Origin of the sequence: Streptomyces sp. NPDC051183 (genome assembly GCF_040682455.1) — a bacterium.
Taxonomy (GTDB): domain Bacteria; phylum Actinomycetota; class Actinomycetes; order Streptomycetales; family Streptomycetaceae; genus Streptomyces.
Genome location: NZ_JBFBBA010000037.1, coordinates 57,607 through 82,491 on the forward strand (window position 1 = coordinate 57,607; position 24,885 = coordinate 82,491).

The 24,885-nt window shown below is 72.1% G+C and carries 27 protein-coding genes; 11 read left to right on the top strand and 16 right to left on the bottom strand.

Features of this window, described 5'->3' with window-relative positions; all coding sequences use genetic code 11:
- Window positions 1-2 precede the first annotated feature (2 nt).
- A complete protein-coding gene (locus AB0M99_RS28410; RefSeq protein WP_365925293.1) occupies window positions 3-263 on the bottom strand; it encodes a hypothetical protein in 261 nt (86 codons plus the stop codon).
- 176 nt (window positions 264-439) lie between these two features.
- Here AB0M99_RS28410 and AB0M99_RS28415 point away from each other — a divergent pair, with 176 nt between their 5' ends.
- A complete protein-coding gene (locus AB0M99_RS28415; RefSeq protein WP_329824936.1) occupies window positions 440-823 on the top strand; it encodes a cold-shock protein in 384 nt (127 codons plus the stop codon).
- A gap of 70 nt (window positions 824-893) precedes the next feature.
- On the opposite strand, the gene AB0M99_RS28420 is transcribed toward AB0M99_RS28415, so the two are convergent.
- From AB0M99_RS28420 to AB0M99_RS28435, 4 genes are all read right to left on the bottom strand, one after another.
- Window positions 894-1,751 (bottom strand): 1,4-dihydroxy-6-naphthoate synthase, encoded by an 858-nt coding sequence (locus AB0M99_RS28420; protein WP_365925295.1) that lies wholly within the window; start codon window positions 1,749-1,751, stop codon window positions 894-896.
- Window positions 1,732-2,463: a futalosine hydrolase gene (locus tag AB0M99_RS28425; protein ID WP_365925297.1), complete on the bottom strand. Its 732-nt coding sequence runs from the start codon at window positions 2,461-2,463 to the stop codon at window positions 1,732-1,734. Before AB0M99_RS28425 ends, AB0M99_RS28420 begins: the two co-directional genes overlap by 20 nt.
- A 13-nt stretch (window positions 2,464-2,476) precedes the next feature.
- Window positions 2,477-2,962 carry a DUF2771 domain-containing protein gene (locus tag AB0M99_RS28430; RefSeq protein ID WP_365925299.1) on the bottom strand — a complete coding sequence of 162 codons (486 nt, stop codon included), beginning with the start codon at window positions 2,960-2,962 and terminating at the stop codon, window positions 2,477-2,479.
- A 102-nt stretch (window positions 2,963-3,064) separates the two neighbouring features.
- Entirely contained in the window at window positions 3,065-4,429 is a 1,365-nt protein-coding gene (locus AB0M99_RS28435) for an MFS transporter (protein WP_365925301.1), read from the bottom strand.
- Between the two features lie 367 nt (window positions 4,430-4,796).
- Here AB0M99_RS28435 and AB0M99_RS28440 point away from each other — a divergent pair, with 367 nt between their 5' ends.
- The 3 genes from AB0M99_RS28440 to AB0M99_RS28450 all read left to right on the top strand — a co-directional run bounded on the left by AB0M99_RS28440 (window position 4,797) and on the right by AB0M99_RS28450 (window position 8,879).
- Entirely contained in the window at window positions 4,797-5,705 is a 909-nt protein-coding gene (locus AB0M99_RS28440) for a DUF3027 domain-containing protein (RefSeq protein WP_365925303.1), read from the top strand.
- A 109-nt stretch (window positions 5,706-5,814) separates the two neighbouring features.
- Window positions 5,815-7,563 (top strand): ABC transporter permease subunit, encoded by a 1,749-nt coding sequence (locus AB0M99_RS28445; protein WP_365925305.1) that lies wholly within the window; start codon window positions 5,815-5,817, stop codon window positions 7,561-7,563.
- 11 nt (window positions 7,564-7,574) lie between these two features.
- The gene (locus tag AB0M99_RS28450) at window positions 7,575-8,879 is read left to right on the top strand and encodes a nitrate/sulfonate/bicarbonate ABC transporter ATP-binding protein (protein ID WP_365925307.1); all 1,305 of its coding nucleotides are present in this window, start codon (window positions 7,575-7,577) and stop codon (window positions 8,877-8,879) included.
- Window positions 8,880-8,898: 19 nt separating this feature from the next.
- Here the strand turns inward: AB0M99_RS28450 and AB0M99_RS28455 are convergent, their stop codons facing one another.
- The 4 genes from AB0M99_RS28455 to AB0M99_RS28470 are packed head-to-tail and all read right to left on the bottom strand — an operon-like array spanning window position 8,899 to window position 12,093.
- The gene (locus AB0M99_RS28455) at window positions 8,899-10,035 is read right to left on the bottom strand and encodes a helix-turn-helix domain-containing protein (protein WP_365925309.1); all 1,137 of its coding nucleotides are present in this window, start codon (window positions 10,033-10,035) and stop codon (window positions 8,899-8,901) included.
- Window positions 10,032-10,616 carry an IS607 family transposase gene (locus AB0M99_RS28460; RefSeq protein ID WP_365925311.1) on the bottom strand — a complete coding sequence of 195 codons (585 nt, stop codon included), beginning with the start codon at window positions 10,614-10,616 and terminating at the stop codon, window positions 10,032-10,034. The genes AB0M99_RS28455 and AB0M99_RS28460 overlap by 4 nt, the downstream gene beginning before the upstream one ends.
- Before the next feature lie 39 nt (window positions 10,617-10,655).
- Complete coding sequence (locus AB0M99_RS28465; RefSeq protein ID WP_365925313.1) at window positions 10,656-10,985, bottom strand: hypothetical protein; 330 nt, start codon at window positions 10,983-10,985, stop codon at window positions 10,656-10,658.
- Between the two features lie 58 nt (window positions 10,986-11,043).
- Complete coding sequence (locus AB0M99_RS28470) at window positions 11,044-12,093, bottom strand: WD40 repeat domain-containing protein (RefSeq protein ID WP_365925315.1); 1,050 nt, start codon at window positions 12,091-12,093, stop codon at window positions 11,044-11,046.
- Window positions 12,094-12,169: 76 nt separating this feature from the next.
- Between AB0M99_RS28470 and AB0M99_RS28475 the strand changes: the two genes are divergently transcribed.
- Complete coding sequence (locus tag AB0M99_RS28475; RefSeq protein ID WP_365925317.1) at window positions 12,170-12,856, top strand: GDSL-type esterase/lipase family protein; 687 nt, start codon at window positions 12,170-12,172, stop codon at window positions 12,854-12,856.
- A 7-nt stretch (window positions 12,857-12,863) separates the two neighbouring features.
- On the opposite strand, the gene AB0M99_RS28480 is transcribed toward AB0M99_RS28475, so the two are convergent.
- The 4 genes from AB0M99_RS28480 to AB0M99_RS28495 form a co-directional block, all read right to left on the bottom strand.
- On the bottom strand, window positions 12,864-13,853 hold the full coding sequence (locus AB0M99_RS28480; RefSeq protein WP_365925319.1) for an aldo/keto reductase: 990 nt from the start codon (window positions 13,851-13,853) through the stop codon (window positions 12,864-12,866).
- A 188-nt stretch (window positions 13,854-14,041) separates the two neighbouring features.
- A complete protein-coding gene (gene thpR, locus AB0M99_RS28485) occupies window positions 14,042-14,593 on the bottom strand; it encodes an RNA 2',3'-cyclic phosphodiesterase (RefSeq protein WP_365925321.1) in 552 nt (183 codons plus the stop codon).
- 237 nt (window positions 14,594-14,830) lie between these two features.
- The gene (locus AB0M99_RS28490) at window positions 14,831-16,171 is read right to left on the bottom strand and encodes an MFS transporter (protein ID WP_365925323.1); all 1,341 of its coding nucleotides are present in this window, start codon (window positions 16,169-16,171) and stop codon (window positions 14,831-14,833) included.
- A 25-nt stretch (window positions 16,172-16,196) separates the two neighbouring features.
- Complete coding sequence (locus AB0M99_RS28495) at window positions 16,197-16,634, bottom strand: MarR family transcriptional regulator (protein WP_266574971.1); 438 nt, start codon at window positions 16,632-16,634, stop codon at window positions 16,197-16,199.
- Between the two features lie 120 nt (window positions 16,635-16,754).
- Between AB0M99_RS28495 and AB0M99_RS28500 the strand changes: the two genes are divergently transcribed.
- Window positions 16,755-16,937, top strand: coding sequence for a hypothetical protein (locus AB0M99_RS28500; RefSeq protein WP_030156886.1), 183 nt, complete (start codon window positions 16,755-16,757; stop codon window positions 16,935-16,937).
- Window positions 16,938-16,951: 14 nt separating this feature from the next.
- On the opposite strand, the gene AB0M99_RS28505 is transcribed toward AB0M99_RS28500, so the two are convergent.
- The gene (locus AB0M99_RS28505) at window positions 16,952-18,409 is read right to left on the bottom strand and encodes an NCS2 family permease (RefSeq protein ID WP_365925326.1); all 1,458 of its coding nucleotides are present in this window, start codon (window positions 18,407-18,409) and stop codon (window positions 16,952-16,954) included.
- A 145-nt stretch (window positions 18,410-18,554) separates the two neighbouring features.
- Between AB0M99_RS28505 and AB0M99_RS28510 the strand changes: the two genes are divergently transcribed.
- Complete coding sequence (locus AB0M99_RS28510; RefSeq protein ID WP_365925328.1) at window positions 18,555-18,857, top strand: DUF2530 domain-containing protein; 303 nt, start codon at window positions 18,555-18,557, stop codon at window positions 18,855-18,857.
- A gap of 130 nt (window positions 18,858-18,987) precedes the next feature.
- The gene (locus tag AB0M99_RS28515; RefSeq protein WP_365925330.1) at window positions 18,988-21,465 is read left to right on the top strand and encodes a cation-translocating P-type ATPase; all 2,478 of its coding nucleotides are present in this window, start codon (window positions 18,988-18,990) and stop codon (window positions 21,463-21,465) included.
- Window positions 21,466-21,469: 4 nt separating this feature from the next.
- Here the strand turns inward: AB0M99_RS28515 and AB0M99_RS28520 are convergent, their stop codons facing one another.
- Entirely contained in the window at window positions 21,470-22,687 is a 1,218-nt protein-coding gene (locus AB0M99_RS28520; protein ID WP_365925332.1) for an MFS transporter, read from the bottom strand.
- Window positions 22,688-22,784: 97 nt separating this feature from the next.
- Between AB0M99_RS28520 and AB0M99_RS28525 the strand changes: the two genes are divergently transcribed.
- The 3 genes from AB0M99_RS28525 (at window position 22,785) to AB0M99_RS28535 (ending at window position 24,610) form a co-directional block, all read left to right on the top strand.
- Window positions 22,785-23,762 carry a DUF5937 family protein gene (locus AB0M99_RS28525; RefSeq protein WP_365925334.1) on the top strand — a complete coding sequence of 326 codons (978 nt, stop codon included), beginning with the start codon at window positions 22,785-22,787 and terminating at the stop codon, window positions 23,760-23,762.
- Window positions 23,763-23,854: 92 nt separating this feature from the next.
- Window positions 23,855-24,106, top strand: a complete 252-nt coding sequence (locus AB0M99_RS28530; protein WP_365925336.1) for a hypothetical protein — start codon at window positions 23,855-23,857, stop codon at window positions 24,104-24,106.
- Between the two features lie 99 nt (window positions 24,107-24,205).
- Complete coding sequence (locus AB0M99_RS28535) at window positions 24,206-24,610, top strand: hypothetical protein (protein ID WP_365925337.1); 405 nt, start codon at window positions 24,206-24,208, stop codon at window positions 24,608-24,610.
- Window positions 24,611-24,670: 60 nt separating this feature from the next.
- Here the strand turns inward: AB0M99_RS28535 and tnpA are convergent.
- A partial coding sequence (gene tnpA, locus AB0M99_RS28540; RefSeq protein WP_365925338.1) for an IS200/IS605 family transposase occupies window positions 24,671-24,885 on the bottom strand: 215 nt, incomplete at its 5' end.

Sequence of the window (24,885 nt, forward strand, 5' to 3'; positions counted from 1 at the left end):
CGCTACGCCTGGGAGGCGCGGGCGGCCCGGCGCTGGGCCGCGGCCGAGCGCAGCACGCCCGCGGCGGAGATGGCGAAGCCGACGCCCATGAGCATGCACACGGCCCACGCGTACGACGGGAACGGGTCGGTGTCCAGGAACAGCGGGGCCATCGTCGCGAGCGTGGCCGCGGCGCCGACGATGAAGACGATGCCGCCCGCCTTGACCAGTGCGTCACCGGGGCGCGCGTCGTCGGCGTGCTCGGGCTGAGGAGTAACAGTCACGCCACCAGGGTAGTTCCCTGGCCGAAGCGGTCCACCGGGAAGGACCGGGGAACGTCTTGTCACTCGTCCATTGAGCACTAGCCTGGAGGTGTGGCGGGTCGGTGACCCGCTGTACTGCTATCCGGAGCCGTTTGTGACGGCCCCGGACCCGACGAGCACAAGGACAGAGGACGGACGTGCCTACCGGCAAGGTCAAGTGGTTCAACAGTGAGAAGGGCTTCGGCTTCCTCTCCCGTGACGACGGCGGCGACGTCTTCGTCCACTCTTCGGTGCTCCCCGACGGGGTGGACGCCCTCAAGCCGGGCCAGCGCGTCGAGTTCGGCGTGGTGGCCGGGCAGCGCGGTGACCAGGCGCTTTCGGTGACGGTGCTGGACCCGACGCCCTCGGTCGCGGCCGCGCAGCGGCGCAAGCCGGACGAGCTCGCCTCGATCGTGCAGGACCTCACGACCCTGCTGGAGAACATCACCCCGATGCTGGAGCGCGGCCGCTACCCCGACAAGGTGCACGGCGCGAAGATCGCCGGGCTGCTGCGCGCGGTGGCCGACCAGCTCGACGTCTGATCCCGCCCTGCGCAACCGTGCCCCGCCACTCGAACGAGTCGGCGGGGCACGGTCGTTCCGGCCGCAGGGGCTACGGGAAGGCCAGCGCGTCCGGTCCGATGGCCGGAACAAGACCCTCTGCGGCGGCCCGCGTCAGCAGTCCGCGGACGGCCGCGTAGCCCGCGTCGCCGAGGTCGGCGGTGAACTCGTTGACGTACAGCCCGATGTGCTGGTCGGCGACGGCCGGGTCCAGCTCCTGCGCGTGGGCCCGGACGTACGGGCGCGAGGCCTCCGGGTCATCCCAGGCCATCCGGACCGACGTACGGGCGGACTCGGCCAGCGCGCGCAGCGTGTCGGTGCCCAGCGAGCGCTTGGCGATGATCGCGCCGAGCGGGATCGGCAGGCCGGTGGTGGTCTCCCAGTGCTCGCCCATGTCGGCCAGGCAGTGCAGCCCGTAGTCCTGATAGGTGAACCGGGCCTCGTGGATGACGAGTCCGGCGTCCACCCGGCCGTCGCGCACGGCGGGCATGATCTCGTTGAACGGCAGCACGACCACCTTGCCGACACCGGCGGGGAGCACGTCCGCGGCCCACAGCCGGAACAGCAGGTAGGCGGTGGAGCGTTCGCTCGGCACGGCGACGGTCCGGCCGGCCAGGTCGACGCCCGGCTTACGCGTCAGGACCAGCGGCCCGCAGCCGCGTCCCAGTGCTCCGCCGCAGGGCAGCAGCGCGTACTCCTCCAGCACCCAGGGCAGGACGGCGTACGACACCTTCAGCACGTCCGACTCGCCGCGCTCGGCCATGCCGTTGGTGATGTCGATGTCGGCGAAGGTGACGTCGAGGGCGGGCGCGCCGGGGATCCGGCCGTGCGCCCAGGCGTCGAAGACGAAGGTGTCGTTGGGACACGGCGAATAAGCGATGCGGAGCGGTTCACTTGCGGTGCTGCTCATGCTGTCCTCCCCAGTGGGCGAGTACGGGGCCCAGGACGCGGAACCCCTCGGCCAGCGCGGCCAGGGCGTCCCCGATGCGCCAGGCGTCACGGTCGCGCGGCCCGACGGCGTTGGACACGGCGCGGATCTCCAGTACGGGCAGCCCGTGAGCGGCCGCGGCCTCCGCGACCCCGAAGCCCTCCATCGCCTCGGCCCCCGCGAGCGGGTGCAGGGCGGCGAGCCCGGCGGCGCGCGCGGCGGTGCCGGTGACGGTGGAGACGGTGAGCACGGGCGCGAGCAGTGCCCCGGTCGCCTCGGCGGCGCGGGCGGCGAGCTCGGCGGGCGGCAGGTGCACGCTGCGGCCGAAGCCGAGCGCGTCCACGGAGAGGAACCCGTCCTGCGTGTCGGCGCCCAGGTCGGCGGCGACGATCGCGTCGGCGACCACGAGCGAACCGGTGGGGGCGGCGGGCGCGAACCCGCCGCCGATGCCGGCGGAGACGACGAGGCCGTAGTCGGCGAGCGCCAGGGCGGTGGCGGCCGCGGCGGCCGCGGCGGCCGGCCCGACGCCCCCGACGAGGACGTCGAGGGCGATCCCGGGCAGGTCCCGGCGGCGGATGAGGTAGCCGCCGGGCAGGGCGCGCGGCTCAGGGCCGGGGGTGTCCGGATGAGGGGTCAGACCGGCCACGACGGAGTCGGCCTCCGCCGTCACCGCGGTCACGATGAGCGCGCGCACGGTGGGTACGCGACTACTTCAGCTTGATGTTGAAGGCCCAGACGGAGAGCGGCTTGCCGTCGGCGGCGAGTTCGACGATGTGCAGCTTCTTCGAGGCCGGGGCCTCGCCCTGGCCGCCGGTCGCGAAGATGTCGGCGCCCGGGAAGCTGCGGTAGGTGTTCGCGGAGGGCTCGGTGATCGGCTGTCCGTCCAGGACCGCCTGCCACTTCTTGCCGTCCTCGACGACGTCGGGCTCGACACCGAGGCGCAGGGTGTCGCCGCGGCCGTACTCGACGGTCTTGGCGTCCTTGCTGTTCGTGAGGCACTCCTGGACCTTGTCCGAGGAGAGTTCCACGGCGTCGTGGCAGGCGGCCTCGGCGGACACCGACGACGTGCCGACCGTCACGGTCGCCAGCGGTGTCGGCTTGTCGCAGGCGGAGAGGAGGAGGAGGCCGGCGGAAACGGCTCCGAGGGCCGCGACGCTGCGGCGGGCCCTACCCGAGAAAAGCGGTGCGGTCATGAGCCGAAGGCTATCTGGCCGCCGGGCTGCGCCGCTGCACGGGGTCCGGCTGGGGTGCGGCGCGGCGTCGATCGCCCGGGCCGCCGCGAACGCGAGGGGGTTTCACGCCACCCGCGGGCGGGAGGAAGGGTGCTGGTGGTGGCGGGGGGAAGCGAGGAGGCCGCGCAGGGCCATGGCGGCGCCGAGGGCGACCACCGCGGCCGCGACGCCCATGCCCAGGGACCCGTTCAGCGGAAGCGCGATGCCGATCGCGCCGCCCAGCACCCACGCCACCTGGAGCAGGGTCTCCGAGCGGGCGAAGGCCGAGGTGCGCACGGCCTCGGGGACGTCGCGCTGGATCATCGCGTCCAGGGACAGCTTCGCCAGGGCCTGGCAGAAGCCGGCCGTCGCGCCGAGGAAGGCCATGAACACCCCGCTGAAGAAGACGGCCGCCACGATCGCCACGCCCAGGGTCAGGCACAGCACGGCGGCGATGATCGCCTCCGGCGCGCGGGCCCGGAGCCAGGCGCCCACCGCCGTGCCGCAGGCGTTCCCGATGCCCGCGGAGACGCCCACGATGCCCAGGGACACGGCCGCGCTCTGCCCGGCGAGCGGGTGCTCGCGCAGCAGGAAGGCCAGGAAGAAGATCAGGAACCCGGACAGCCCGCGCATCGACGCGTTGGCCAGCAGCCCGCACAGCACCGACGGGCTGACCGTGCGCAGCCCGGGCCTCTTGGAGTGCGCCTCGTGGGTCGACAGGCGGGCCCGGCGCTCGCCCTTGGCCTCGTCCACCTTGTGCGGGAGCGTGAAGGCCGCGAAGGTGCCGCAGATGAAGATCGCGCACGCCCCGTACAGCGGCCACGGCGGTCCGATCGCGTGCAGTGCGGCCCCGACCGGCGCGGCGGCGCCCGTGGCGAGCAGGCCCGCCAGGGTGACCCGGGAGTTCGCCTTGACGAGTGAGAACTTCGGCGGCAGCAGCCTCGGGACCACGGCGCTGCGTACGACGCCGTAGGCCTTCGAGGCGACCAGGACGCCCAGCGCAGCCGGATAGAGCTCCAGGCCGCCCGTGGCGACCGCGCCGGACATCATCACGGCCAGCAGCGCCCGCGTCAGCATCGCGCCGGCCATCGCGGCGCGCCGGCCGTGCGGGAGCCGGTCCAGGAGCGGTCCGATGACCGGGGCCAGCAGGGTGAAGGGGGCCATCGTGATCGCCAGGTACAGGGCCACCCGGCCGCGCGCCTCGTCCGTGGGCACCGAGAAGAACACCGTGGAAGCCAGCGCGACCGTGATCATCACGTCGCCCGCGCCGTTGATGGCGTGCAGTTCGATCAGCTTGCCGAGGCCCGATTCGCCGGCCCCGTGCGCGTGCGTGGCGCGCCGGATCCCGCGCGCCGTACCGGTGATCGGCAGGTGCAGGGCACGCCCGACGGCCCGGCCGGCCCGCCTGGCCGGTCCCGAGCCGTCATCGGACGACCGTACGGGTGCCACCTGGCCATAGTGCCCCACTCGGCCCTCTCGGACCCTCTCCGGCGCGTCACCGGTGCGTGACCGATCGGCCCGCGGCCGGGCTCCGGCCGATCTGCATGTCCGCGAATCGGACCTTGCATGTGGGCCGAAGGCGCCGGAGGAGGTAGCGTGCCTAGCGCGCCACCGACGGTTGCTCTTGGCCGCGCGCCTCTTCGCGATCCCGCAGAATGGATCGCAGGTAGGTGCGCCCGAGGCCGATCGGGTGCGGACGTCGACGCGGCCCTCTGGTCCGCTCCGCCCGCGCCTCGTACGGACAGGACCGACGGGTCGTTGTGGACGACAGTACGGACGGCGCACTCGTGAGACGGCGTAGGAGAGAACGAGACCTGTGAGTGCTGCGACGACGCGAAGCCGTACCCCCGACCGCCTGTGCGCCGAGGCGGTAGACCTCGCCCGCGCGGCGGCCGAGGAAGCCGCCGCTCCCGGAGTGGTGGGCGAGCACGTCTCGGCCGTCTCCGAGGGCGACCGGGTCGTCACGCACTTCTTCGAGTGCAAGGACCCCGGGTACCGCGGCTGGCGCTGGGCCGTCACCGTGACGCGCGCCTCCCGGGCGAAGAACGTCACCCTCGACGAAACGGTGCTGCTCCCGGGCGAGGACGCGCTGCTGGCCCCCGAGTGGGTGCCGTGGAGCGAGCGGCTGCGGCCGGGCGACATGGGCCCGGGCGACCTGCTGCCCACCGACGCCGAGGACCTGCGGCTGGAGCCGGGCTGGTCGGGCGAGGACGCACCGCCGCCGAACTCGGTCGTGTCCCCCGAGATGGCCGAACTGGTCGAGGCCGAGGACGCCGACGTGACCGACCGCGCGGTGGTCCCGGTGCGCGGTTCCATCACCGCGGTCGCGGAGGAGCTCGGCATGCGCCGGGCGCGGGTCCTGTCCCGCTACGGGCTGCACAGCGCGGCCGACCGCTGGGACGAGTCCTTCGGCGCGAAGACCCCGATGGCGCAGGCGGCGCCGGCTTCCTGTGTCTCCTGCGGTTTCCTCGTCGCGATCGGCGGCTCGCTGGGCCAGGCCTTCGGCATCTGCGCGAACGAGTTCGGCCCCGCCGACGGGCACCTGGTCTCGCTGTCGTACGGCTGCGGAGGGCACTCGGAGGCCGCGGTCATGCCGAAGCCGCCGAGGCCCGCGCCGCCGGTGCTGGACTCGATGGCCTCGGACGAGTTCCCCCTGCGCCCGACCCCCGACACCGGCTCGGTCCCCCCGGCGGACCTCGCGGAGGCGGACCTCGGCCACAGCTAGGGGGTGACCGGGCCACAGCACTGACGGCCCGACGCCCGGCGCGGGCGGGGTTCGCCCGGATGGGTGAGCCGGGGGGCGGCCGGGCGGGGGGCGTGATCCGCTGGGCGGGATGAGCACTGCCACGCGCCCGCCGGCGCAGCCGCACACCGGTCAGGCCGCGCCCGCGAAGGGGCGGCTGTCCTGGGTGGACTTCGCCGTGGCCGCCGCCGTGCTGGTGCTCTTCTACCTGTTCCTCCAGGTCGGCAGGGGCACCACCGTCAACTTCGACCCGGCCGACGTGCCCGACGTCGACACCGACCCGGCGAAGCTCCCGTACTACGCCGCCCGCAGCGTCCTGCGGATGTTCATCGCGCTCGCCGCGTCCGTGGTGTTCACCTTCGCGTACGCCTACGCCGCCGCCCGCAGCCGAAGGCTGGAGCGCATCCTCATCCCGGCCCTGGACATCCTGCAGTCCGTGCCCGTCCTGGGCTTCCTCTCCGTCCTCGTGACCTTCTTCGTCGCGCTCTTCCCCGGCTCCCTGCTCGGCCTCGAATGCGCCGTGATCTTCGCCATCTTCACTTCCCAGGCGTGGAACATGACCTTCGGGTTCTACGCCACCCTCACCTCGCTGCCCCGCGAACTCGACGAGGTCTCCCGCTCGTTCGGCTTCACCCGCTGGATGCGCTTCTGGCGCATCGAGGTCCCCGCCGGAGTCATCGACCTCGTCTGGAACGGCATGATGAGCTTCGCCGGCGGCTGGTTCATGCTCGTCGCCTCCGAGGCCGTCAGCGTCTCCGGCCACGACTACGCCGTACCCGGCCTCGGCTCCTACGCCGGCACCGCCATCGGCGAGGGCGACCTGGCCAAGGTCGGCTGGGTCATCCTCGCGATGACCCTCACCATCGTCACCGTCAACTTCCTCTTCTGGCGCCCCCTCACCGCCTGGGCCGAGAAGTTCAAGAACGAGCAGTCCGAGTCCAGCGACGTCCAGCGCAGTTACGTCCTGGACTTCCTGCGGCGCTCCCACTGGCCGGCGCTCCTGGGCCGCGCCACCGGGCCCGCCCGAGAGGCCACCGGTCGCGCCGCCCGCGTCCTGGGCCGCGACGACCGGGCGCTGTCCGTGGACCCCGTACGCCGCCGCACCGGCGACATCGCCTTCGCGGTCGTCGCCGGCGCCGTGATCCTCCTCGGGCTGTACGACCTGCTGCGCTACCTCCAGCGCGAGACCGGGCTCGGGGTCTTCGGGGAGCCGCTGCTGCTCGGTCTGATCACCTTCGTCCGGGTGATCGTGCTGGTGGCCGTCGCGACCGTCGTCTGGGTGCCCGTCGGCGTGTGGATCGGGTCCTCGCCGCGCCTCACGAAGATCGCCCAGCCGCTCGTGCAGGTGCTGGCGAGCTTCCCCGCCAACCTGCTCTTCCCGGTGGCCGTCTGGTTCTTCCTCAGGACCGGCCTCGACATCAACATCGGCTGCGTCCTGCTGATGGCCCTCGGCGCGCAGTGGTACATCCTCTTCAACGCCATCGCCGGGGCCATGGCCATCCCCTCCGACCTGAAGGAGGCCATGGACGACCTCGGCGTCCGAGGCCTCCAGCGCTGGAAGCGCCTGATCGTCCCGGCCGTCTTCCCCGCGTACGTCACCGGCGGCATCACCGCCTCGGGCGGCGCCTGGAACGCCTCCATCGTCGGCGAGGTGGTCACCTTCGCCGGCTCCACCCTGACCGCGACCGGCCTCGGCGCGTACATCTTCCACGCCACCGAGGACGGGAACTTCCCCCGGCTCATCGCCGGGATCGCCGTGATGAGCCTGTACGTCGTCGGCCTCAACCGGCTCTTCTGGCGCCCGCTCTACCGCCTCGCGGACCGCCGCTACTCGATGTGAGGAACCAGCCCGTGACGACGATCCTCAAGGCCGCCGCCCTCACCAAGTCCTACGCCGGCGCCGACGGCGAGCTGCCCGTGCTCGGCGGCATCGACCTGGAGATCCACGAGGGCGAGATCGTGGCCCTGCTCGGCAAGTCCGGCAGCGGCAAATCCACCCTGCTGCGCTGCCTGGCGGGCCTGATCCCCACCAGCTCGGGCTCGGTCACCTACCGCGGCGAGGAGCTGCGCGGCGCAAACCCGGGCACGGCCATGGTCTTCCAGACCTTCGCGCTGCTGCCCTGGCTGACGGTGCAGCAGAACGTGGAACTGGGCCTGGAGGCCAAGGGCGTGGACCGGGAGGAACGGGCCCGGCAGGCGGTGGCGGCCATCGACCTGATCGGCCTCGACGGCTTCGAATCGGCGTACCCCAAGGAGCTCAGCGGCGGCATGCGCCAGCGCGTCGGCTTCGCCCGCGCGCTCGTCGTGGAGCCGGACGTGCTGATGATGGACGAGCCGTTCTCGGCGCTGGACGTGCTGACGGCGGAGAACCTGCGCGGCGAGCTGATGGAGCTGTGGGCCTCGGACCGCTTCCCCGCCAAGGCCGTGGTGCTGGTCACGCACAACATCGAGGAGGCGGTGCTGATGGCCGACCGGGTCGTGGTCCTCGGCTCTCGCCCCTACGGAACCATCAAGGAGACCTTCGAGGTCGGCCTCGCCCGCCCCCGGGACCGCACGGGCGCAGAGTTCGAGACCATCGTCGACGCCGTGTACGCGGTGATGACCGGCCGCAGCGCCAAGGCCCCGGCGGCCGCCCCGCCGGTGAAGCGGACCTTGGCGAACACGCCCCTGCCGGCGGCCAGCGTCGACGGCATGGCGGGCCTCGCCGAGATCGTCCTCCAGCGCGGCGAGGGCGGAGACGACAGCGAGGACCTCGTGGACCTGGCCGAGGAGCTGGGCCTGGAGGTGGACGACGTACTGCCGCTGGTGGACGGGCTGGAGCTGCTGGGGCTGGCCGAGGTACGGGACCTGCACCTGGTGCTGACCCCGCGCGGCACCGCCTTCGCGGGGGCCGACGTACAGGAGTCGAAGGAGCTGTTCGCGGAAGGCGCGCGGGAGGTCCCGCTGGTCCACCTCATCCGCACCACCCTGGAGCGCTCGCGGGGCGGCACACAGCGCGCAGGGTTCTTCCGGGACCTGCTCTCGCACCACTACACGAGCGAGCAGCTGGAGCGGCAGCTGGAGACGGCCACCGACTGGGGGCGGTACGGGGAGCTGTACGGCTACCACGCGGACGGCGAGGAGTACCGACTCGACGAGGACGAGTACCGTCCCTGAGGGCGGGAGCGCAGCGGGCTCAGCGGGCCGGGCTCCTGCCGTCACCCCCGTGAACGGCAGGAGCCTGTTGGAGCCTAGGGGGCGGCCGGTTCCCGGTCCGCGCGCTGCGCGCAAGGAACGTTGATCCTGCGCGCAGTTCCGACGGGCTCGTCCCGTACGCCTCGCGGAAGGCCCGGCTGAAGACGGCCGCACTGGCGAAGCCCCAGCGGGCGGCGACGGCGTGGATGGGCCGGGAGTGCAGCTCGGGCCGGAGCAGGTCGGCCCTGGCGCCCTCCAGCCGGCGGCGCCGGACGGTCGCGGCGACGCTCTCCCGGCGCTCCTGGAACAGCAGGTGCAGGCGGCGCAGCGAGCGGCGGGAGACGGTCCGCGATGCGCGGCGCAGATGCTTGCGCGCGGCGTCGTAGTGCCCGGGATTCGCGGCGGTGCGGATCTCGCCCGTCGAGTCGGCCATGACCGCGAGGGTCTTCACGCCGAGGTCGATGCCGACCGCCGCATCCGGGCGCGCCACGCGCCGCATGTCCTGCTTCACCTCGGCCTGGAAGGAGACGAACCAGCGTCCCCGCTCATGTCGCACCGTGGCGGACAGGATGCGGGCGGTCCCGGCCTGGACGCGGGCGTGAAGGCCGGCGGCGGGTTCGTGGGTGCGGATCGTTCCCAGCCTCGGCAGCGTCACATGCCGGCCGTCGCCGTCCACGCGGATGGTGCCGGTGGTGAACCGGCAGGCCAGACGTGCCTTCCGCTTCGGCTTGAACCGGGGCGCGCCCATGCGCTTGCCGTGCCGCCTGCCCTGCTTGGACTTGGCGTAGTTGTCGAACGCGGCGGCGGCGTTCGCGAGACCGGTGGAGTACGCCTCCTTGGAATTCTCCTCCCACCACCCGGCGAACCGGGGGCCGGTGTGCTTGGCCTCGTTGAACGCCTTTCGCAGCGCGGGCAGCGACCACGGCCGCCAGCCGGTCAGCGCATCCTCGGGGACGCCGTAGGACACCTCGGCCTTGCGCTGCCACCAGGAGGCGGTCACCCAGCCGACGGCCCAGTTGTAGGCGGCCCGCGCGGCGCCGCAGTGCGAGCGCAGCGCGGCCTCCTGGGAGGAGTTGGGGTCCAGGGCGAACCGGAACGCCTGCACCTGGAACCCGGGCTGCGGCCGGAACTTCTTCACCCGGCGTCCTCGCCGGTCGCAACGGCCACGGCGCGGGCGGCCCGGTTCTTCGCCGCCCGCCGCCCGTACAGGCGCGCGCACATCGAGGTGAGCACCTCGGTGATGTCCCGCACGAGGTCGTCGGCGGTCTCGGTGGGGTCGAGGACGACCAGGCGCCGCCCGGACGCCGACAGGACCGCTTCGAGGTGCTCGACACCGAACCGGGCCAGCCGGTCGCGGTGCTCGACCACGATGACCGCTGCCTGCGGGTCGGACAGCACCCGGTGCAGCTTCCGGCGCCGGCCGTTCAGCCCGGAACCGACCTCGGCGACGACCTCGGCCACGGCCAGACCGAGCCCGTTCGCACCGGCCACGACCCGGGCCGTCTGCCGGTCAAGGTCCGCTTTCTGGTCGGCGGATGAGACACAGCAGTACGCAACCACCCGGCCCGCCTCCACGGCGGCGGCCGGAGCGGGCTCATCGACCAGCCACGTCCCGGACGGCGCCTGGCGGACCGGGACGGGCATCTTCCCGTCCTTCACCCACCGCCACGCGGTCTGGTAGCTCACGCCCTGCTGACGGGCCCACTCCGAAAGCTTCACAAGACCAACGTACGCGAAACAGTCGACTAGAGGTGACTATCAATGACTAGGAAACGCGTAGCAGCATTCACCCCCCTCGACGTACCCGGAGTCGTTGCGGTTCTGGGAGATCCACATCGGGCTGCCGGTCACCAGCGCCAGCTGGTACTGCTCCGGGTCCCCGCGCCGGATGTGCGTCGGGGTGCGCCGGGAGCGCAGCGGGGCGTAACTGAAGGTGGACACCTGGAGGTTGCCCAGATCGACCAGGGAGGCCTCGGCCTCGAAGGCTTCCGGGTCGGCGCAGCGGATCGCCGTCGGAGCCAGTGAGCGCGCGACGACGTCGGTGAACCATTCGAACCTGTCCTGCGGCGGCACCGCGGCCGAGGACATCGCCGACCTCATCTCCTGAAACCCCCCTGGACCGGGACCCGTTGTGTCGCCAGGCAGGTTACGGCTTCGGGGTGCGGCGGAAGAGCCGCTTGGCGCCCACGACCAGCACCGTCGCGCCCGCCAGCACCAGTGCGCCCTTCGTGAAGCTGCCCTCGTCCGCGGCATCCGCGCCGCTCGCGGAGCCCGTGGAGCCGGGCGCGGCCGGGCCCCCGCCCGGGGCCGGGGTGCCCGGGGTCGCGGAGGACTTCGCCGCCGCCTTCACCGGGACCGCCACGACCCGGCTCTCCGCGCCCTCCGCGCCGAACATCAGCGTCGACCCGTCCGCCGTGTACGTCACCGACTCCGCCTGCCCCTGCCACGGCGCGCCCACCGCCTCGCCCGGGCCGTCCGGCCGGCCGTCCTTCCACGGGTAGGTCTTCGCGAAGAGGTACCCCCGCAGGGCGAGGTGCCCGCCGTCCGGGGAGAAGGCGCCGTCGGTGACCCACGGGAGGTCGGCGATCCGCCGGAAGGTGTTCGTACCGGACGCGGAGAGCTGCTCGGGGCCCTCGTACAGCCCGCCCTTGTCCTCGCTCTTGCTCGCGATGTAGACCCGGCCCGTCACCGGATGCACCATCAGCGCCTCCGCGTTGCGGGGCCCGTCCGCGTACTTCACCGTGAACTGCTCGGCCTTGACGGTGACGTCCCGCAGTTCCTTCGGCTCCGGGAGGCGGTAGATCCACACGTGGTCCCAGGTCCCGTCCCGGTTGTCGCCGATGTCCCCGACGTAGAGCTGCCCGTCCGGTCCCAGGGAGATCGCCTCGACGTCCCGGGGCCTGCCGGTCCCGGTCATCGTCACCCGCGCCACCGTCTTGCCGGTCGCCGAGTCCACCGCGTACAGGTACGGGCCGTCGTCGCTGTCGTTGTGCGTCCAGTACACGCCGGGGTGGATCCGGCTCGCCGCGAGCCCGCTCGACTCCTTGATCCGCGGATCGGTGATGGTGAACCCCGAGGTGCCGGGGGACCCGGCGGCGGCCGCCGCTCCCGAACTCGACAGCACGGCAAGGGCGACGGGCAGGGCGGCGGTCAGGACGACGGCGGTACGGAGGGCACTCGACGGCAGCAGGCGCATGCCCCAAGCCTGCCAGCCCGCCCCGCGTGTCCGGCATCACAGGGGTTCCTGTCGCGTGATCCGCGATGATGTCCGGATGCGTTTCATGTTCGTCGGCGACTCCATGACCATCGGACGCGCCGGCGACTACACCTGGCGCTACCGGATGTGGCAGCACCTCGACGCGGCCTTCGGCGGCCCGTTCCAGATCGTCGGCCCGCGCTGCGAGCTCTACGACACCGCCGCGGACGCGCCGAGCAGCCACGCGTACGCCGACCCCGCCTTCCCGGAGCAGGCACGCCGCCACCTCGCCGGCTGGGGCGAGGGCTGGCAGCACATGGCACCCCTGATCGGCCCGGCCGTCGCCGCCGCCGAGGCCGACGTGCTGCTCGTCTCCCTCGGCCTGATCGACCTCGGCTTCTACACCGCCGCGGACGAGACGGCCGCCAACGCCCGCCGGTTCATCGCGGCCGCGCGCCGGGCCCGCCCCGGGATCCGGATGGTGCTGCTCCCGGTGATCCCGAACGTGCGCGCCGAGTCCGACGCGCCCTTCGCGGCGCAGGTCGCGCTCTTCAACGAGCTGCTGGCGAAGGCGGTCGCCGACCTGTCGACGCCCGCCTCGCCCGTCCTGCTGGCCGCGCGCCCGGCCTCGTACGAGATCCACCACGACACCTACGACGGCACGCACCCCAACGCCTCCGGCGAGCACCGCCTCGCCGGCGAGTTCGCGGCGGTGCTGCACCAGGCGTGGGGGATCGGCGGCCCCTACCGCCCCGCGCTGTAGGCCGCGCCTACCAGGCGAAGGCCTCGGGGGAGGCTCCCGGACCGGGGAAGATCTCCTCCAGCGCGGTCAACAGCTCCTCGCCGAGGTCCAGTTCGAGGGCGCGCAGGGCGCTGTCGAGCTGTTCGGCGGTGCGCGGGCCGACGATCGGGCCGGTGATCCCGGGCCGGCTCAGCAGCCACGCCAGGGCCGTCTCGCCGGGCTCCAGGCCGTGCTTGTCGAGCAGGTCCTCGTACGCCTGCACCTGCGCCCGTACCGAGGTGCTGGCCAGCGCGTCCGCGGAGCGGCCGGAGGCGCGGCGCCCGCCCTCGACCTCCTTCTTGATCACGCCGCCGAGCAGGCCGCCGTGGAGCGGGGACCAGGGGATGACCCCGAGGCCGTACTCCTGGGCGGCCGGGATGACCTCCATCTCGGCGCGGCGCTCGGCGAGGTTGTACAGGCACTGCTCGCTGACCAGGCCGAATGTTCCGCGGCGGGCGGCGGTCTCGTTCGCCTGGGCGATCTTGTAGCCGGGGAAGTTGGAGGAGCCCGCGTAGAGGATCTTGCCCTGCTGGATCAGTACGTCGATCGCCTGCCAGATCTCCTCGAAGGGGGTCCGGCGGTCGATGTGGTGGAACTGGTACAGGTCGATGTGGTCGGTCTGGAGCCGCTTCAGGCTCGCCTCGACGGCCCGGCGGATGTTCAGCGCCGAGAGCCGGTCGTCGTTGGGCCACGGATCGTCGTTGCCGGACATGTTCCCGTAGACCTTCGTGGCCAGGACGGTCTTGTCCCGCCGGCCGCCGCCCTGGGCGAACCAGGTGCCGATGATCTCCTCGGTGCGGCCGCGGTTCTCGCCCCACCCGTAGACGTTGGCCGTGTCGAAGAAGTTCAGACCCGCGTCGAGCGCGGCGTCCATGATCGAATGACTTGTCGGTTCGTCGGTCTGCGGACCGAAGTTCATCGTGCCGAGGACGAGTCGGCTGACCTTGAGTCCGGTGCGTCCGAGCTGCGTGTACTTCATGGGCCCCAAGCCAACTGCTTCGAGTCGACTCGAAGCAAGAGCCCCTCGCGGTTACTGCCCGACGGCGGCCGCCACGGCGACGACGACGAACATCAGCACGAGCACACCGGCCATCACACGGTTTCTGGTCTTGGGATCCACCCTTCGAGCCTAACGCGGCCGGGCCCGGTTCCCGTACGCAGGGGCCGTCAGCGGCCCAGCGGCCAGGCCTCGACGACCTCGTAGCGGGGCTGTTCCCCGGGCACCCCGGAGACCGGGAGGCTGCTGCGGACCAGGCTGAGCTCGGAGACCCGCCAGGCGGTGCCCTCGAAGGAGCCCAGCCCGGCGAGGTACGGATCGAGGTCGGTGTCCTCGCGGGACCGGGCGAGCGTGAGGTGCGGGGTGTACCGGCGGTGCTGGTCCATCGCCACGCCGGCCCGGCGTGCGGCGGCGTCGGCGCGCTCGGCCAGCATCCGCATCGCGTCGAGGTCTCCGGCGGCGCCGGCCCACAGCGCGCGGCGGCCGAAGTGGCCGGCGCCGTGCAGGCGCAGCGCGAAGGGCTCGGTACGGGCCGCGGCGCGGGCGAGGCGGGCGTGGAGGTCCGGGAGCAGCCGCTCCTCGACCTCGCCCATGAAGGCGAGCGTGAAGTGCCAGCCCGCCTCCGCGGTCCACCGGAGGTGGTCGTCGCGCAGGGGGTGCACGGCTTGCGCCAGCTCGGCGATTGCTCCTTGCGGCGGCAGCGCCGCGGCGAACAGCCTCATGCGGCTGAGCGTACGGGGTCCGGCCGCGGCTCCGCTGCGGGGGCTCCGCCCCCGGACCCCCGCGCCTCAAACGCCGGCGGGGCTGGATTTCGGCTGATGCCGCCGCTCGGCGAGCCGGATTGCCGAAGGGCAATTCCAGCCTCGCCAGGGGGTCCCCCGGACGGAGTCTGGGGGAGTTTGAGGCGCGGGTCCGGGGGCAGAGCCCGTGGCGGGCCGCGTACGGCGGCTCAGGGTGCGTCAGGCCGCCTGCACCAACGCCCCGCGCGCGGCGGCGGGGACGAAGGCCACGCCGTGGCGGCCGACCCGCAGCCGCAGGTTGCCCACGCGGGCCAGGGCCACGCCGATCGCGAGCGAGGCGGCCAGGGACACGACCCCGCCCGCGGCCATGCCGATCCGCGCGCCGTAGGTGTCGGTGATCCAGCCGACCAGCGGAGCACCCAGCGGGGTGCCGCCGGTGAACACCATCATGAACAGCGCCATGACCCGGCCCCGCATCTCGGGGTCGGTGGCCATCTGGACGCTGGAGTTGGCGGTGACGTTCACCGTCAGGCCGAAGACCCCGATCGGCACCAGCAGCGCGGCGAACAGCCAGAAGCCGGGCGCGAACGCCGTCACCAGCAGCAGGACGGAGAACAGCACGGCCGCGGCGACCAGCAGCCGCAGCCGCGACAGGCCGCGCCGGGCCGCGAGCAGGGCGCCCGCGAGGGAGCCGGCCGCGATCAGGGTGTTGAACAGCCCGTACGTGCCCGCGTCCCCGTGGAAGACGTTGCTGACGAAGGCCGACAGCCAGATCGGGAAGTTGAATCCGAAGGTGCCGATGAAGCCGACCAGCACGATCGGCCAGATCAGCTCGGGGCGCCCGGCGACGTAGCGCAGGCCCTCCCGCAGCTGTCCCTTGGCCCGGGGCTGGACCTCGACCGGGTGCAGTTCGGCCGTGCGCATCAGCAGCAGGCCGGCGATCGGCGCGGCGAAGGACAGTCCGTTCAGCAGGAAGGCCCAGCCGGAGCCGACGGCGGTGATCAGCACACCGGCGATCGCCGGGCCGACCAGCCGCGCGGACTGGAAGTTGGCCGAGTTCAGGCTGACGGCGTTGGCGACCTGGTCCTTGCCGACCATCTCGGAGACGAAGGTCTGGCGGGCCGGGTTGTCGACGACCGTGACCAGGCCGAGCGCGAAGGCGGCCAGGTAGACGTGCCAGACCTGGACGTGTCCGGCGAGGGTGAGTACGGCGAGCGCGACACCGGTGAGGCCCATGGCGCTCTGGGTGACGATCAGCAGCGGCCGCTTGGGCAGCCGGTCGGCGAGTACGCCGCCGTAGAGGCCGAACATCAGCATCGGCAGGAACTGCAGGGCGATGGTGATGCCGACGGCCGAGGCGGAGCCGGTGAGGGAGAGGACGAGCCAGTCCTGGGCGATGCGCTGCATCCAGGTGCCGGTGTTCGAGACGACCTGTCCCGTGGCGAAGAGCCGGTAGTTCCGGATCTTCAGCGAGCTGAACATCGAGTTCTTCTTGCCCGCGGTGCTGTAGGTGGTGGATGTATGGCCGGGTGCGGAGTCTGCTCCGGTTCCCGTACTCAAAAGCGTTCGCCTCCTGGCGTCGTGGTTACAGGTGGGCGAGCTTCTCCAGGACGGGTGCGGCCTCGCGCAGCTTGGCCCATTCGTCCTCGGTCAGCTCGGCCGCGAGCCCGGCCAGGAAGGCGTTGCGCTTGCGACGGCTCTCTTCGAGCATCGCTTCGGCCTCCTCGGTCTGGCTGACCACCTTCTGGCGGCGGTCGTCGGGGTGCGGCTCCAGCCGTACCAGTCCCTTGGCCTCCAGCAGCGCGACGATGCGTGTCATCGACGGCGGCTGTACGTGCTCGCGTCGCGCCAGCTCACCGGGGGTGGCCTGGCCGCAGCGGGCGAGCGTGCCGAGCACCGACATCTCGGTCGGGCTCAGCGACTCGTCCACGCGCTGGTGCTTGAGTCGCCGGCCCAGCCGCATGACGGCGGAGCGGAGGTCGTTCACGGCGGCGGCGTCGTCGCCATGGGAAAGGTCGTGCATGTTCTTTAGAATAACTCATTACTCTGCCTAAGGAACACCACTTATTTCGCATCACTCGTACGGGTGAGTCGGCTCCGGAAAGTGACACGCGTCCATGCCCTGTGCCCCGACTCTTTCGGCATGGGGACACATGTGCTGAGCATGCGCATAGACGGGGAGCTCCTCGACAGGCTCCGGACTCATGCCGCCAAACGCGGAATGAGCGTCCAGGACTATGTGGTCCGGACGCTCATTCGCGACGACTTCGACGAGCGCTTCAAGGCGGCCGTCGACGAGACAGAGAAGTTCTACGGGCTGACGTGAGTTCTACGTGAGCCTTACGTGAGGCCGAGGGCCGGCATCGCGTAGTAGAAGACGAACACCGCCGACACGACGTACATGGCCACCGGGACCTCACGGCCCCGGCCGGTCGCCAGCCGCAGGACGCAGAAGCTCACGAAGCCGATGCCGATGCCGTTGGTGATCGAGTAGGTGAAGGGCATCATCACCATGGCCAGGAAGGCCGGGACGGCGATGGTGAAGTCGCTCCAGTCGATGTCCTTGACCGAGCCCGCCAGGATCAGGAAGCCGACCGCCACGAGGGCGGGGGTGGCCGCCTGGGACGGGACCATGGTCGCGAGCGGGGTGAGGAACAGCGCCACGGCGAAGAGGCCGCCCGTCACGACGTTCGCCAGACCCGTACGGGCACCCTCGCCGACACCGGCCGTGGACTCCACGAAACAGGTGGTGGCAGAGGAGGAGGTCGCGCCGCCCGAGGCGACGGCCAGGCCGTCCACGAGCAGGACCCGGTTGATCCCGGGGAACTCGCCGGTCTCCTTGTCGATCAGCTTCGCCTCGTCGCCGACGCCGAGGATCGTGCCCATGGCGTCGAAGAAGCAGGACAGCAGCACGGTGAAGACGAAGAGGACGCCCGTCAGCAGTCCGACCTTGCCGAAGCCGCCGAAGAGGCTGACCTGGCCGACGAGCCCGAAGTCGGGCGCGGCCACCGGGTTGCCCGGCCACTCGGGGACGGTCAGCCCCCAGCCCGAGTCGGGCAGCTCGGCGACCAGCTGGACGACCACCGCGACGACGGTCATGGCCACGATCGAGATCAGGATCGCGCCGGGCGTCTTGCGGATCAGCAGCGCCAGGGTCAGCAGCACGCCGACGACGAAGATCAGTACGGGCCAGCCGTGCAGGTGGCCGTTGGAGCCGAGCTGGAGCGGCACCGTGGTGTGAGCGGCGTCCGGGATGCGCGAGACGAAGCCGGAGTCGACCAGGCCGATCAGCATGATGAACAGGCCGATGCCGATGGCGATGCCCTTGCGCAGGCCGACCGGGACGGCGTTCATGACCCGCTCGCGCAGGCCGGTGGCGACCAGCAGCATCACCACGAAGCCGGCCAGGACCACCATGCCCATGGCGTCGGGCCAGCTCATGCGCGGGGCGAGCTGGAGCGCGACCACGGTGTTGACGCCGAGGCCGGCCGCGAGCGCGATCGGGACGTTGCCGATCACGCCCATGAGGAGGGTGGTGAAGGCCGCCGTCAGCACGGTCGCGGTGACGAGCTGGCCGCCGTCGAGCTGGTTGCCGTACATGTCCTTCGCGCTGCCCAGGATGATCGGGTTCAGCACGATGATGTAGGCCATCGCGAAGAAGGTGGCGAAGCCGCCGCGCACTTCGCGGGCGATGGTCGAGCCGCGCTCGGAGATCTTGAAGTAGCGGTCCAGTCCGGAGGGTCCCTGCGGGGAAGGCTCCGGGGTGGTGGACGCGGGGGCGGGGGCCGACGTGCTCATGCGGTCCTCATTGGGTGGTTCATACGATGAAATGGGGCCTGGCCCAAACCGTTTCAGTATGAACACATGAACGAAGGGGCGTCCATCTCCGCGCGTAGACCACGCAGTGAGATGGCCGGGGCCCAGGCCGCCTAGACTTGGACGCATGGCGAAATGGACTGCGAAGCACGAGGCGCCCGAGCCCCTTGAGGGCCCGATCGTCGCGACCGTCACCGGCGGCACGATCCTCTGGTTCGCCCTCTTCGTCGTCCAGCTCCCCTTCTACGGGTGGTTCGCCGACCGGGACCTGCTGTGGTGGGTCTGGTGCTGCGCGGCCGGCGGCGTACTCGGCCTGATCGGCCTCTGGTACGTCCGGGGCCGCGACGCCGCCCTCAAGCGGCACGCGGCGGAGCAGGCCGCAGCCGAGCCGGCGGCCGGGCAGCCGCAGGCGGGCCCCGCGGCCTCCTGAGGACCGGTCGAGCCGCAGCCGCGGGCCGGTCCACCCGTGGTCTACCAACGGACGATTTCCCTCATCCCGAAGTCGGATCTTAGGACTGCTCGGCGGGTGAAGCGTTCGAACGCCCTTTACCGTCGAAAGCATGACGCAGCGGGCGAAGATCGAATCCGACGGACCCGAGCCGGGCGGTGACAGCGGCGGCGCCGCGGCCGGGATCGCCATCGACGCGGGAGCCGAGCTGGACCCCGTACACCCGATGCAGCCACCCGCGCCCAGATACAGGCCCGGCGGCCTGAGCACCGCCGAGGTCGCCGAACGCGTCGCGCGCGGAGCCGTCAACGACGTGCCCGTGCGCTCCTCCCGCTCCACCACCGAGATCGTCCGGGGCAACGTCTTCACCCGGTTCAACGCCATCATCGGCGTCCTCTGGGTGATCATGCTGTTCGTCGCGCCCATCCAGGACAGCCTCTTCGGCTTCGTGATCATCGCGAACACCGGCATCGGCATCATCCAGGAGCTGCGCGCCAAGAAGACCCTGGACGGACTGGCCGTCATCGGCGAGGCCAAGCCGAGCGTGCGCCGCGACGGCAGGACGGCGGAGATCTCCACCTCCGAGATCGTCCTCGACGACGTCATCGAACTCGGGCCGGGGGACAAGGTCGTCGTCGACGGGACCGTCGGGGAGGCCGACGGCCTGGAGATCGACGAGTCCCTGCTCACCGGCGAGGCCGACCCCGTCCTGAAGAAGCCCGGCGACCCGGTGATGTCCGGCTCCTTCGTCGTCGCCGGCGGCGGGGCCTTCACCGCCACCAAGGTCGGCCGCGAGGCCTACGCCGCCCAGCTCGCCGAAGAGGCCTCGCGCTTCACGCTCGTCCACTCCGAGCTGCGCTCCGGCATCTCCACCATCCTCAAGTACGTCACCTGGATGATGATCCCGACCTCGATCGGCCTGGTCATCAGCCAGCTGATCGTCAAGGACAACAACCTCAAGGACGCCATCGCCCGCACCGTCGGCGGCATCGTCCCGATGATCCCCGAGGGGCTCGTCCTCCTCACCTCCGTCGCCTTCGCCATCGGCGTCATCCGGCTCGGCCGCAAGCAGTGCCTGGTCCAGGAACTGCCCGCCATCGAAGGCCTCGCCCGTGTCGACGTGGTCTGCCTCGACAAGACCGGCACCCTCACCGAGGGCGGCATGGACGTCACCGAGTGCCGCCCGCTCGGCGGCGCGGACTCCGCGTACGTCAAGAAGGTGCTCGGCGCCCTGGGAGAGTCCGACCCGCGCCCCAACGCCAGCCTCCAGGCGATCATCGACGCCTACCCGGACAGCGCTGAGTGGCGCTGCACCGAGTCGCTGCCCTTCTCCTCCGCCCGTAAGTACAGCGGCGCCAGCTTCAGCGAGGGCGACGGCGAGAACAACACCTGGCTGCTCGGCGCCCCCGACGTGCTCCTGCCGGCCGGGGACCCGGCCCTGGACGAGATCAACGACCTCAACGAGCAGGGCCTGCGCGTCCTGCTGCTCGGCCGGGCCTCCCGCGAGCTCGACGACCCCGACGTGGCCACCGGGGTGAAGCCCACCGCCCTGATCGTCCTGGAGCAGCGGCTGCGGCCCGACGCCGCCGATACCCTGCGCTACTTCGACGACCAGGACGTCAAGGCGAAGGTCATCTCCGGCGACAACGCGGTCTCCGTCGGCGCGGTCGCCGGCAAGCTCGGCCTGCCGGGCGCGGAGAACACCGTCGACGCCCGCAAGATGCCGGCCGGACGGGAGGAGATGGCCGAGGTCCTCGACGAGAACTCCGTCTTCGGCCGGGTCACCCCGCAGCAGAAGCGCGACATGGTCGCGGCACTCCAGTCCAAGGGCCACACCGTCGCCATGACCGGCGACGGCGTCAACGACGTGCTCGCCCTCAAGGACGCCGACATCGGCGTCTCCATGGGCTCCGGCTCGGAGGCCACCCGCGCGGTCGCGCAGATCGTCCTCCTCAACAACAGCTTCTCCACGCTCCCGTCGGTGGTCGCCGAGGGCCGCCGCGTCATCGGCAACATCACCCGGGTCGCCACCCTCTTCCTCGTCAAGACGGTCTACTCGGTGCTGCTGGCCATCCTGGTGGTCTGCTCCCAGGTCGAGTACCCGTTCCTGCCCCGCCACCTGACGCTGCTGTCCACGCTCACCATCGGCGTCCCCGCCTTCTTCCTGGCCCTGGCCCCGAACAAGGAGCGCGCCAGGCCGCACTTCGTGAAACGGGTGATGCGCTACGCGATCCCCGGCGGCGTGATCGCGGCGGTGGCCACCTTCGTGACGTACCTGCTGGCCCGTCACCACTACTCCGGCCAGGACGCCCTCCAGGCCGAGACCAGCGCGGCGACGCTGACGCTGTTCCTGACCTCGATGTGGGTCCTGGCGATCATCGCCCGCCCGTACACCTGGTGGCGGGTGGGCCTGGTCGGCGCGATGGGCCTCGCCTTCCTGATCGTCCTCGTCGTCCCGTGGCTCCAGGAGTTCTTCCAGCTCAAGCTGGTGGGCGCCCAGATGCCGTGGACGGCGGTCGCCGTCGCGGCCGTCGCCGCCACCCTGATCGAGTTCGGCTTCCGCTGGGTCGACCGGAAGTTCCCGGCCTGAACCCTCACGCGGCCAGGCCGTGCTCCTGCTCCTGCTCCTGTCCGGCGCGGGCGGCGATACGGGCCCGCAGGCCCAGCGTCGCCCCCGCGGCGAGCAGGCCGGCCACCAGGGCCGCCCACCACAGGGCCGCCGGCCCGAGCCCGGAGTACAGGGTGACGCCCAGGGTGAGCGCCGCGAAGCGGGCGAGACCCCAGGTCCAGCCGAAGGCACCCTGATAGCGGCCGCGGGCGTGGGCCGGGGCGAGGCCCGCCACCACCGAGGCCGCGATCCCGGCCACCGCCACCTCGCCGAGCGACCAGACGACCACCGACGCGACGTACCCTGCGATGCCGTCCGCGAGACCGGTCAGCGCCACCCCGAGCGCGATCAGCGCGCTGCCCGCCGCCTGTACGGTCAGCTGCGGCAGCTTGGCGAGCAGGCCCGACGCGAACGGCTGGAGCACCACCACCAGGACCGCGTTGACCGCGGCCAGCGCCCCGTACACGGCGGGCGAGAGCCCACTGTCGCGCACTGCCAGCGGCAGGGCGACCTCGGTCAGCGAGTACACGAAGAGCTGGATGCCGAGGAGCGGCAGCAGGGCGAGCAGCAGCCGGTCCCGGAAGACGACGCCGTAGCCCGAACCGTCCGCCCCGGCCCCGGCGCCGTCCGCCGCGGCCGCCCGCTCCGGCTCGCGCAGCCGGGCCGCCACCACGGCGGCGTACACGAGCATGGTCCCGGCGTCGACCGCGAAGAGCAGCCAGTACCCGTGCGCGGCGAGGAAGCCGCCGAGCACCCCGGCGGCGGCGGTGCCGATGTTGACCCCCCAGCCGAACAGCGCGTACGCCCGCTGCCTGCGCTCACCGTCCACCGCGTCGGCCATCAGCGCGTACGCGGCCGGGCCGACCGTCGCCCCGGCCGCGCTCAGCAGCAGCGCCGCCGCGGCCATGGTCGCCGCACCCGGCGCCACGTACAGCGCGCCCTGCGCGGCCGCGGCGCCGAGGAGCCCGATCAGCATGGTCGGACGACGGCCGATCCGGTCGGCGAGCACTCCGCCGAGCGCGGGGCCGAGCAGGTTGCCCGCGCCCAGCGCGCCGAGGACGTAGGAGGTCTCGGTCCCGGTCATGCCCCGGTCGGCCAGCAGGAAGACCAGGAACGGGGTGACCAGGTGGCCGAGCCGGTTGACGATCGTGCCGGCGAAGAGGGTCCAGACGGTGGGCGGCAGTCCGCGGAAGGTGGAGGGCATGGCAGGAGCCTGCGCCCCGCGGGCACGATGCCGAATTGATTAAGCTGAGACCGAATCCAACGACTCGAACGGTCAACGGACCCCTGGGGGCGGGCAGATGGAATCCGGACTGAGCTTCTCGGCGGCGGACCTGGCACAGACAAGGTTCGCGGTCTCTCCCATGTGGGAGGTCGTCACCAGCTACCGGATGCTCCGCCGTGCCACCGAGCCGCCGCCGCACCGCCGCTGGGCCGCCCAGGTCCGGCCCCGGCTGCTGCGCGAGGGACTGGACCGGGGCTGGCTGGCCGACCTGATCCCGGCCGACGGCTACCTCGCCGATTTCCTCAACCCGACCCCGGACGGGCCCTTCTCCGAACTCCCCGCCGAACTGGCCGCGATCCGCCGGAGCCTCCCCGGGCAGGTCCGCACGGACGTCGCCAAACTGGCGGCCGGCTCCTCACCGCGGCTGCGCCTGCTGCACGAGGACCCCGAGGCGGCGCTGGAGAAGGTCACCGCGGAGATCGAGAAGTACTGGGAGCTCGCGCTCGCGCCCTACTGGGCCCGCATCCGGCAGGTCCTCGAAGCCGACGTGTTCCACCGGGCGCGGCAGGTGGCCGAGTACGGCTCCGCGCACGTCCTGAACGAACTCCACGACTCCGTGCGCTGGGACGAGGGCAGCCTCCACCTGGTCCGGCGCCACTGCGCCCTCACCCGCGACCAGGCCGGGTCGGGACTGCTGCTGGTGCCGTCCGCGTTCGCCTGGCCCGGCGTCCTGACCCGCTCCGTGGCGCCCGACCCGCCCCAACTCGCCTACCCGGCCCGCGGGATCGGCGCCCTGTGGGAACCCCGCGCCACCGGCGCCGCCACCGAAGCCGTCGCCGCGCTGCTCGGCCGCTCCCGCGCCCTGCTGCTCGTCGAGCTCGACACCCCCGCCTCGACCACGCAGCTCGCCCGCCACAGCGGCCTCTCCGCCGCCGGGGTGTCCCAGCACCTCACGACGCTGCGGAACGCGGGCCTGGTCACCGCCCACCGCAACGGCCGCTCGGTGCTGTACGCGCGCACGGCCGTCGCGGACGCGCTCCTGACCCCGGCGTAGGCCCCGCCCGTTCAAATGTCGGTGCGATCCGGTAATCCTTCTGGGGGATTACGACCGGCAGAACCATCGTGTTTCCAGGGGGGAACCACCGAATGACACTCGTACGCGCCCTGCCGACGGCTGCTCTGGCCCTGGCGTTCGGCCTGTCGGCCGCAGCGCCGGCCGCCGCGGCCGCGGACCCGGCGGCGCCCACGGTCACCGCGCCGCGGACCCAGCCCACTCCCGGCTTCGCCGGGGAGGACGCCGGCTCCGACTGCTACACCAACCCGTACTCCGGCTCCGGAGCGGGCTGGGTCGGCCTGACGTCCCAGGTCAGCACGCGCGTCACCGCCGCCTCCCCGTAGGGGGCGCAGGTCCGGACGACGTTCCAGCTCTGGGACACCGCGTACGGGGGCAAGCGCACCGACCACCCGACCGACTCGACCACGTGGCCCGAGGCCACGATGTACTTCCCCGGCGACCGGTTCGCGGACGGCGGCCAGTACGCCTGGCGCGCCCGCGCCACTGACTCCAAGCTGACCAGCCCGTACACGGCCTGGTGCTACTTCCGGGTGGACCGGACCCCGCCGACGGCGGAGGTGACCACGGACGCCTCCCCCAAGAAGGTCGGCGAGGAGGCCACCTTCACCCTGAAGGGCGCCGACACCGGCTCGGAGATCGCCTGCGCCCGCTGGCGCACGACCCCGACGGAGAGCGTCGGCTGGCGCTGCTCGGACGAGGCGACCGACGCGCACGTCGTGCGTCTGACGGACGGCGCGCTCGACATCAAGGTCAAGCCCGCCGACTGGGGCAGCCAGGCGGTCTACCTCTCATCTTGCGCAGTGCTCCGTCCTTTAGGGCGGAGGTGAAGCGCATCCTTGGCCCGGAGTCGCGAAGCGCCGGAGTTCGCCGCGGCTCCGGGGTGGCGGTCAGATGGGCCGCTTCTGGTTCTCGATGTACTGCTTGACCACGGTCAGCGGTGCGCCGCCGCAGGAGCCGGCGAAGTAGGAGCCGGACCAGAAGTGGCCGCCCCACAGGTACCGCCGCATGTGGCTGTCGTACTCCTTGCGCAGCAGCCGGGCGGATACTCCCTTGAGGGAGTTGACGAGCTTGGAGAGCTGGACCTTGGGCGGGTAGTGCACGA